Genomic DNA, 230 nt, shown 5'->3' with positions numbered 1-230 from the left:
CGGTGCAGGACATTCAGCCGATCTACCTGCCACCGGCTGAAGCGCGCGCAGCCTTCGAGAGCGGCGCGGTCGATGCGTGGGTCGTGTGGGATCCGTATCACGCGCTGGCACAAAAGGCGTTGAAGACACGCACGCTGGGCGATTTCAGCGAGCTGCCGGTGTTCAACTTCTACGAAGCCACCCCGGGATTCGTGAACACGCATCCGCGCGCGGTCAACGCCATCCTGGCC

At 64.3% G+C, this 230-nt stretch carries 1 pseudogene; it reads left to right on the top strand.

Annotated features, from left to right (window positions below):
- A pseudogene (locus G5A07_RS21830) lies at positions 1-230 on the top strand (hypothetical protein); the annotation flags it as partial.

Origin of the sequence: Stenotrophomonas sp. AS012628 (genome assembly GCF_010608305.1) — a bacterium.
GTDB classification, from domain to species: domain Bacteria; phylum Pseudomonadota; class Gammaproteobacteria; order Xanthomonadales; family Xanthomonadaceae; genus Stenotrophomonas; species Stenotrophomonas geniculata.
The sequence above is the reverse complement of the archived record's forward strand: the minus strand, read 5'-3'. Positions and strand labels throughout refer to the sequence as shown.